Source organism: Dialister sp., from assembly GCF_051885895.1.
In the GTDB taxonomy this organism is placed as follows: Bacteria; Bacillota; Negativicutes; order Veillonellales; family Dialisteraceae; genus Dialister.
The window spans coordinates 1-8,595 of the sequence record NZ_JBJEXP010000064.1; the positions used below are offsets into that span (position 1 = coordinate 1).

Here is an 8,595-nt window from a genome sequence, read left to right on the forward strand (position 1 = left end):
CTCCTTCTTTATGATTCTTTCCGCAGGCTTTTCAGCAAAGCGATTTCCTCTTTATATCCGGGAAGCTCGTTGGGGGTTTCCAGATAGAAGGGGAGCTCTTTCAGCAGCGGATGATTGATGATACGGCTGATGGCTTCCAGCCCCAGGGTGCCCTGTCCGATTTTTTCATGGCGGTCCTTATGGCTGCCCAGAGGGTTCTTGTCATCGTTCAGATGAATGGCATGGAGACGGGAAAGACCCAGGGTTTCATCAAAATGGCGGAGTACGCCGTTCAGGTCATTGACCAGGTCATAGCCCCCGTCATACACATGGCAGGTATCCAGGCATACTCCCATGCGGTCCTTCCGTTCCACCCGGTCGATGATGGCGGCCAGTTCCTCAAATGTCCTGCCTACTTCCGTCCCTTTGCCTGCCATGGTTTCCAGAAGCACATACTTTGGCAGTTCTTCCTGATCCATGGCATAGTTCAGCATATCGGCAATGAGAATCACCGCCTTGTCCACTCCCTGTTTCAGATGGGCGCCGGGATGGAAATTGTACATGCAGCGGGGAAGATGGGCTGTTTTAGCCAGATCCTCCCGGATGGCGGTCCGGGCAAAGTCCCGCACATTGTCCTTGGTAGACGCACCGTTCATAGTGTAGGCGCCATGGCAGAGGATGGGCCCGAAATCATGCGCATCCATCCAGCGGGCCAGCCCTTCCACATCTTCTTCTACCAGAGGCTTCGACTGTCCGCCCCGGGGATTTCGAGGAAAGAACTGGAAGGTATTCCCGCCCAGGGCCGTGGCGGTTTTCCCCATGGCCAGGAATCCTTTGGAAACTGATAAATGGCATCCAATAATAAACATATATATTCTCCTTATCTTTATATGATTGTATAACAAAGCACTTATATTTACTTCGATTATATCACGGACCAGGGACTACTTGATTGCCCTGCGGTGCCCTTCCCCTGTCTGCGGCGTTTTCCATACAAAACAGGGCCTTTCCCTTATGAAATGATAAATTCCATTTCATAAAGGAAAGGCCCTGTTCAATCTTCAGACTTTCTCTATTATCCTAAAAATCCTCTGGTCTTCTGTGCTTCTACCACTCTGGAGAGAGCCAGCATGTAGGCTGCCAGACGGTAGGTGACATGATACTTTTCTTTCAGTGCGTACACGTCTTCATAGGCTTCCCGCATCTTCTTCTGGAGACGCTGGTTGTATTCCTCTTCCGTCCAGTAATAGCCGGTGCGGTTCTGTACCCATTCAAAGTAGGAGCCTACTACGCCGCCCACGTTGCTCATAACGTCAGGCAGCACTTCGATGCCCTTCTTTTCGAAGTAAGCATCCGCTTCTTCCGTGGTTGGACCGTTGGCGCCTTCCAGAATCAGCGGAGCCTTGACTTTTTCCATAGTCTTTTCATTCAGCTGGTTTTCCAGGGCTGCCATGAAGAGGACATCCACGTCCTGGCTGAAGAGTTCTCCATCCGGAATAATCTCCGCACCTGTTTCCGTGTATCCCTTGAGGGAACGGCCGTGGGAGTTGGCATATACATACATGGCTTCGATGTTCAGCCCTTTCGGGTTATGCCAGGTGCCGTTGATATCACCGATGGTGGTGATTTTCACGCCTTCCTGGTGCATGAGGAGTGCCCCTACGGATCCTACATTGCCGAACCCCTGCACTGCCATGGTAAGGCCTTTCATATCCTTATGATTCTTTTCGCACCAGGTTTTAAGGGTAAACATCAGGCCTCTGCCGGTTGCTTCATTTCTTCCCAGAGAGCCGCCGGTGGAAAGCGGTTTCCCTGTTACCACGCCCGGCTGCCAGGTGCCGGAAAGAGCTGCATATTCATCGGCAATCCAAGCCATGATCTGGCCGTTGGTATTCACATCCGGTGCCGGTACGTCCTTATCCGGTCCGATAATAGGATAAATCCGGCGTACATAGCCGCGGGTCAGTCTCTCCAGCTCCCGCTGGGAAAGTTTGTGGGGATCCACACGGATGCCGCCTTTGGCACCGCCGTAGGGAATATTTCCGATGGCGTTCTTAATGGTCATCCAGGCAGCCAGCGCCTTGACTTCATTTTCATCTGACTGAGGATGGAAACGGATACCGCCTTTTGCTGCACCCCGGGCTGTGGAATGCTGTACGCGGTAACCGGAGAAAACTTCTACATGGCCGTCATCCATGCGGATAGGAATGCTCACCGTGAGCTCCCTTTCCGGATATCGTACAAATTCATAATCCTCTTTAGTATAACCCAGCACCTGTGCTGCTTTGTCCAAAACATCCAGCATGTTTTCATAAGGATTGTAATTTGCCATTTTCTGCCTCCTGCAATAAAAATGATGGGCTGAAAAAGAACCGGATACCCAAAACCTTCTTTACATCAAAAAACAGGCCCTTTCCCAAGCCTTCCTGTGTCTACTATAACACTGCCCGGAGATTTTGAAAACTTGAAATCATGGTCCTATGAGTATTCGGTATAGGTATACCCTGAAATGCTTCATTCACTGCATGGCTCCGCCTCCTGTTGTACAGAAGATAAGAAAACATGGCGGCGCCGCTTCGCATGGGCATAAAAAAAGCGGCCTTCTGTCCCTGTTTCCCGGAAGCAGAAAAACAGTTTCCGGGAGACAGGAAACAGAGGCCGCCTGCGTTCTCACATCAGTCCTTTCACCAGGATGATGAAGATCAGGACAGGCAGTACATATTTGAAATAGGGAAGGATCCAGCGGGGCATTTTCATGCCTTCTCCGGTATTCACTTCCTTCAGATAATTTTCAAAGCCCCAGCCGTACCTGGTCACGCAGAAAAGGGCAAAGACGATGGAACCGATAGGCAGGATAAGGCTGCTGACGATGAAATCTTCCGTATCCAGAATGCCCCTGGTCCCCAGGATATGTACATCTGACCACAGGTTGAATCCCAGCACGCAGGGAATGCTGCCCAGGAATACCAGAGGCAGAAGCACCAGTACCGCTTTTTTCCGGCTCCAGTGGAAATCATCCATGCAGTTGCCGATAAGAGATTCAAAAACAGCAGTAACCGTGGAGAAGCTGGCAAAGGTCATGAATATAAAGAAAAGGGATCCCCAGAACCGGCCCATGGGCATGTGGATGAAAATATTGGGCAGGGTCACGAAGATAAGGGACGGCCCTTCGGAAGGTTCCACGCCGAAGGAAAAGCAGGCGGGAAATATAATCATGCCTGCCAGGAGAGCCACGAAGGTATCCAGAGCCGTAATCCTGACCGCTTCTCCGGTGAGCGCATGGTCCCGGCTCATGTAGCTGGCAAAAATTTCCATGGAGCCCTGCCCTACGGAAAGGGTAAAGAAGGCCTGGTTCATGGCTGCCGCCGCCACATTTCCAAGTCCCGCCTCTACCGCACGGTTCCAGTCGGGAAGAAGATAAAAGGCAAGTCCCTTTTCACTGCCGGGGAGAAGAATGCTGTTCACTGCCAGAATGACAATCAGCCCCAGGAGCCCCAGCATCATGACCTTTGTCACCTTTTCCAGACTTTTGGCCACGCCGCCGGCACAGACAAGGAAGCCCACCAGCACATTGATGCCCATGAAAATCATCATCTCCACAGGATCCGCTACCATGGAATCAAAGGCCGCCGCTACTTCCTTCGGTCCCATGCCATTGAAGGAGCCGTCCAGGAAACGGACAAAGTAGTCCACCATCCAGCCGGAAATCGTGGTGTAATACACCATGAGGATGAAGCTCCCCAAAAGGCACACCCATCCATGGATATGCCACTTGGAGCCCTTCGGCTCCAGAGCCTCAAATCCCCGCATGGCACTCTTATGGCTGGCCCGGCCAACCGCCAGCTCCATAGTCACCACCGGTATGCCCAGAAGGACCAGAAACGCCAGATAAAACAGGACAAATACGGCGCCGCCGTACTCACCGGTAATATAGGGGAATTTCCACACATTTCCTATGCCGATGGCACAGCCCGCACTGACAAGAATAAATCCCAGCCGGGATTTAAAGCTGTCTCTTTCTTCCATTCTTCTTTCCTCCGATTCCTATGACAGGGACGCAGGCAGAAAACCTGCCTCCCGGCGCATTTCACACATAAAAAAACTCTTCCGCCGGGATTTCCGTGTCCTGACAAAAAGAGCGCCGGCTTCATCGCCGGCCCGGGTATGAAACTCATACAACTTTTATATTATACAACAGGTTCGGAAAAAGGAAAAGGAGCTGCAGGACCGCTCCAGGTACAAAGGAGCAAAGGATGGTGGAAGCGCCCCGGACGCAATATGAAAGGAATGTCCCGCAGCACGGAGCCATTGCCCAGCCGCCAAAGGGAAAATACTAATTAAATTATAAGTGAGTGTATGTATATTTATAAGTGTATGTATATTGATTCCTTGTTTCCCATGCCATTCCTTTGTTTTTCCTTGAAAGGGCAGGGGAAATAAAGAAGATACCCCTGCAAAAGGGCATAAAAAAATCGGCGTCCCCTTCCTTGAAGGAACACCGATTTGATATATCATTTCCTGCCTTTCTGCGCGCGGGCACTGACCACCTTCTGCATTCAAAGCAGCAACCCTTCACTCCGTTCAGAACAGCAGCGGACAGCAGGAAGACACGCAGCGTTTGATCATCTGCATTCCGGCATCTTTATCTGTCTTCTATGGTCTGCCGCCTTTCATTCCTCTCTTCCTTTCTAAAGGAGAAGAAGAGCGAGACGAACTGCAGAACAGCCAGCACCAGCAGCACCAGGAAGGCGTCGGCGGTTCCGCGGGCAGTCGCCCCGGAGAAATCAAAGGGCATGGAAAGCTGGGAGGCCGATACGATGGCTGCCGCTGCCGCCGTTCCCACAGCGCCGGAAAGCTGCTGCACCGTATTGCAGATAGCATTGCCATCGGGCTTCATTCCCTTCTCCAGCACGGAAAGACTGTAGGTCAGGATATTTCCTACAGAAAGCCCCTGCCCTGCTGCAAAGAAAAGGTAGCACACTGTAAGAATCCAGGTGGAAGCACCGGAAAGGGTGCTGTTGAAAAGCACCAGGGACAGGATGATGAAGCTGCTTCCCAGGAGAATCGGCTTTTTGGCACCGAAGCGGTCATAAATCCGCCCCGATATTGGTGCAAAAAGAGCTCCCACAATACAGCCGGGAAGCAGAATGCAGCCTGCCTTGAACGCATTCTCTCCCGTCACAATCTGTGAAAAGCTGGGAATCAGGAATCCCAGAGCCAGGCAGATAAACTGCAGCAGAGAAAGCCCCAGCGCTCCCAGCACGAAGGCCCGGTTTCTGAAAGCCCGTATATTAAGCAGAGGGCTTCCGCCTCTGTCAATCAGGCGTTTTTCCCGGCTGCGGAAAAGGAAGAGCGCCAGCAGGAAGCCGATAAACAGAAGCACCGGCATGAGGCTGATCCGCCCATGGCCCAGTTCCGTACATCCCATGAGAAGGCAGGTGAATCCGGCTGCCAGATAAAGAAGACCGGGGCTGTCAAAGGGTCTCACGGAAATCTCTGAAGACTGGCGCACCGACAGGCCTCCCAGAATGAAGGAAATCACCAGCAGCGGAAGCACAGCCCAGAATATCATGCGCCATCCGAAAAGGCTCACAATATACCCGCCGATGGAAGGTCCCACCGCCGGAGCCAGGGCGCATACAAGCATGCCGGCTCCCACCATCACGCCCAGACGGTTCAGCGGCGCCTGCTCCATAATGATATTAAACATCAGCGGCAGTGCAATGCCTGTGCCTGCCCCCTGCAGAAGACGGCCCAGAAGCAGCACCATAAAAGCAGGCGACCAGGCTCCCAGCAGTGTTCCCAGAATAAACAGGGCGCCGGAAACAAGAAACAGCCTTTTCATCAAAAACCGTTCCTTCAGATATCCCGAAATCGGAATCACCACCGCCAGCACCAGAAGATAGCCTGTGGTGATCCACTGCACCAGGGACGTGGATACGGAAAACTCCTTCATCAGCGAAGGAAAGGTCACATTCATGGCCGTTTCGATGACCACTCCCGTAAAAGACAAAATGCCTGCGGCTACAATGGAAAAAATAAGCCGCATATCCAGGCGCCGTTCAAACTGCATATATGTTACTTCCTTTCATCATATAAAGACCGCATCACGGCCCGGGCTCCGAGAAATCAAAGAAGAATACAGGAAACCGGAACTCCATCTCTTTTCCGGATGGAATGGCTCCGTTTCCTGCTGACTGCAGAGCTGAAAATGATGCCCCGCTGCCCATTACTTATTTCAGATAACTAATTATACTACCTTAGTATACTACAGTCCGGTCCGCAGGAAAAGCCCTGTTTAAAAAGCATTTTGAAATCCAAATAAAAAAGCGCGGCTCTCACTGCCGTGCTTTTCCCTGTCCTATTCCAGAGACCCAAAGGTCTCTCTAGCTTCCTGCAGGATACCCCTGACCCGGTGGATCGTATCCACCGTAGCCTGTACCTGTTCCTCCGGCATATCCTCCATCTGCTCGCAGAGCCAGCCCTGGAACTTCCTGACATAAAGCTCATAATAATGATTTCCCAGATCCGTCAGCTTCAGTGTATATACCCGCTTATCATTCCGGCTCTGTCTCTTTTTTACGGCTCCCATTTCACAAAGCTCATTCACCAGCTTGGTAATGGAAGGCATGGTACCGTTCATAGCCTCCGCCACATCGCTGACCCGCACAGTCCGGTTCTGTTCCCGAAGCGTATAAATGCAGTTGATAATACGGATGTGACGAGGTTTGACATGAGGCGGAAGATTGGGCAGAAGCTCACATATCCTCCGGGCCTCATGGCAGGCATCCAGAAACTGCCTGGTCAATTCAGCATTCATCCAAACCCCTCTGTTTCCTATTACTTAAGATAACTAATTAACCCACTGGTAAAAATTATACCACAATTCATTTTTTTATGTAATCCGTTTCATGAGCCATCCCATAGAACCCTTCTCTTTCATAAAACAGGTCCGCCTGCCGGCGGAGCATAAAAAAACGGCACTCCCGGATACCAGGGGCGCCGTTTTACTGCCGATTGATCATTTCCTGCGGAAGCACCAGCCATCTTCCGCCTTTTCATTCCAGCAGTATTCCATGCTTTCTGCCAGTGAGAATGCTTTCTCCTTCCCGAACCGGTCTGCCACAAAGCCCAGAGCCATATCCATGCCTGCAGAAACACCGCCGGCGGTATAAAATTTCCCGTCCTTTACCCAGCGGGCATCTCTTTCCCAAAGCACCGCAGGCCCAAGAGACATGGTCCAGTCAAAAGCCTTTTTATTCCCCGTGGCATGCCTGCCGTCCAGCGCTCCGCAGGCAGCGGCCAGAGCGGAGCCCGTGCATACCGTCATCACCAGGGATGCCTCATCCATGGCCTTTCGGAGCGTTTCCAGAAAGAGGGTATCTCCGGCAAGCTTCCTTGTGCCAAAGCCTCCGGGAACGAGAAGAATATCACTCTTTCCTAAAGTAGAAAGTGGTTCCGTCTCCACCGTCAGTCCGGAAGAATTGGACACAGGCCCGCCGGAAAGGGAAGCATAGTGGATTTCGTACCCCTCCAGCCTGCCCAGCACATCCAAAGGCCCCACTGCATCCAGTGCCGTAAAGTCATGAAAGAATAAAGCCGTCACTTTTGTCATAAAAATCTCCCTTTCCATAATCATGCGGGCAAAGACAGAAATAATTCATCCCCGTTTTCTATAAACACCCCGGCTGATAAACTGTATCAGTCCCCTATCCCGCAGAAGCTGAAGCTGCTGGCGGATTTTCGCACGGATGTTGTGATTTTCCGGATGAAGAATCTGCAGTCTTTCCTCAAAGCCATACATATCCTGAAGCGTGAAGCACTCCCCTTTGATTTCCTCCATACAGCGAAAGACATCCATGAGCCAGCCCCGGGAAGACAGATTCATCTCGGCCAGAAAGGCGGTGCTCCTGTACTTCCTGCACACATCCTCCTTCGCCTCTGCCAGGCCGCCTCGAATGATTGGAATACGTCCATAGGAAGGAATTTCTTCCAGCAGAATGCTGCACCCTGTCCATCCCGCCCGTCGGGCTGAAGCTGCCAGAGGATTTCTCTTTTCAATGACCGCATCTACAAAGAAATATCTGGGCACGATGAGGAAATCCAGCACTTTTGCGGCAGCCAGGTCATAGGACATGAAAAAGAAATCCGGATTATCTGCGTCATGGATTCTCTGTATCATGGTCTCATAAGCACCGTCAGCCACTTTTCGGCCCAAGGTTCCTTTTTTCGCCTTGGACTCAAAAATTTCTCCACACTGAGGGCATGCAAAATCCGCCACCGGCTGATTGGCCTTCAGATGCTCCAGATGACTGCAGCCGCAGCGGGGGCAGTACATATTCTTCTCCACCCAGTTTTCTGTTACCACCCGGGCCATCTGGGAATGGCTGGTATAGGATTCTGCCAGAGACATATCAAGACTGGTATTCATGGAATCCCTCCTTTTCCTCATTATAAAAGAAGAGATCTGCCTGTCAATCTGCTTTCCGCTTTTCCTCTACCACCATAAACTGCACGTCCTCCAGATGGCCCGGTTCCAGTACCCACCTGCCTTCCCTGTACAGGGTCTCTGCCAATTTCAGTGCTTCTTTTCGATTCTCTGCCTCCAGGGGAAAC

At 51.6% G+C, this 8,595-nt stretch carries 7 protein-coding genes; all 7 read right to left on the reverse strand.

Features of this window, described 5'->3' with window-relative positions; genetic code table 11:
• Positions 1–8: 8 nt before the first annotated feature.
• The 7 genes from ACI4N7_RS05230 to ACI4N7_RS05260 all read right to left on the reverse strand — a co-directional run bounded on the left by ACI4N7_RS05230 (position 9) and on the right by ACI4N7_RS05260 (position 8,410).
• Positions 9–848, reverse strand: coding sequence for a deoxyribonuclease IV (locus tag ACI4N7_RS05230; RefSeq protein ID WP_439732310.1), 840 nt, complete (start codon positions 846–848; stop codon positions 9–11).
• 206 nt (positions 849–1,054) lie between these two features.
• Positions 1,055–2,311, reverse strand: a complete 1,257-nt coding sequence (locus ACI4N7_RS05235) for a Glu/Leu/Phe/Val family dehydrogenase (protein ID WP_439732311.1) — start codon at positions 2,309–2,311, stop codon at positions 1,055–1,057.
• 338 nt (positions 2,312–2,649) lie between these two features.
• A complete protein-coding gene (locus ACI4N7_RS05240) occupies positions 2,650–4,005 on the reverse strand; it encodes a sodium-dependent transporter (RefSeq protein ID WP_439732312.1) in 1,356 nt (451 codons plus the stop codon).
• 616 nt (positions 4,006–4,621) lie between these two features.
• Entirely contained in the window at positions 4,622–6,052 is a 1,431-nt protein-coding gene (locus tag ACI4N7_RS05245; RefSeq protein ID WP_439732313.1) for an MFS transporter, read from the reverse strand.
• A 288-nt stretch (positions 6,053–6,340) separates the two neighbouring features.
• On the reverse strand, positions 6,341–6,799 hold the full coding sequence (locus ACI4N7_RS05250) for a MarR family winged helix-turn-helix transcriptional regulator (protein ID WP_439732314.1): 459 nt from the start codon (positions 6,797–6,799) through the stop codon (positions 6,341–6,343).
• Between the two features lie 201 nt (positions 6,800–7,000).
• Positions 7,001–7,594: a DJ-1/PfpI family protein gene (locus ACI4N7_RS05255; protein ID WP_439732315.1), complete on the reverse strand. Its 594-nt coding sequence runs from the start codon at positions 7,592–7,594 to the stop codon at positions 7,001–7,003.
• A gap of 45 nt (positions 7,595–7,639) precedes the next feature.
• Entirely contained in the window at positions 7,640–8,410 is a 771-nt protein-coding gene (locus ACI4N7_RS05260) for a DpnI domain-containing protein (RefSeq protein WP_439732316.1), read from the reverse strand.
• Between the last annotated feature and the right edge of the window lie 185 nt (positions 8,411–8,595).

What these genes read in the sequence shown, in the direction of transcription:
- ACI4N7_RS05255 (WP_439732315.1), bottom strand. Translation starts at nt 7,594, where the DNA reads ATGACAAAAGTGACGGCTTTATTCTTTCATGACTTTACGGCACTGGAT.
- ACI4N7_RS05230 (WP_439732310.1), bottom strand. Translation starts at nt 848, where the DNA reads ATGTTTATTATTGGATGCCATTTATCAGTTTCCAAAGGATTCCTGGCC.
- ACI4N7_RS05240 (WP_439732312.1), bottom strand. Translation starts at nt 4,005, where the DNA reads ATGGAAGAAAGAGACAGCTTTAAATCCCGGCTGGGATTTATTCTTGTC.
- ACI4N7_RS05250 (WP_439732314.1), bottom strand. Translation starts at nt 6,799, where the DNA reads ATGAATGCTGAATTGACCAGGCAGTTTCTGGATGCCTGCCATGAGGCC.
- ACI4N7_RS05245 (WP_439732313.1), bottom strand. Translation starts at nt 6,052, where the DNA reads ATGCAGTTTGAACGGCGCCTGGATATGCGGCTTATTTTTTCCATTGTA.
- ACI4N7_RS05235 (WP_439732311.1), bottom strand. Translation starts at nt 2,311, where the DNA reads ATGGCAAATTACAATCCTTATGAAAACATGCTGGATGTTTTGGACAAA.
- ACI4N7_RS05260 (WP_439732316.1), bottom strand. Translation starts at nt 8,410, where the DNA reads ATGAATACCAGTCTTGATATGTCTCTGGCAGAATCCTATACCAGCCAT.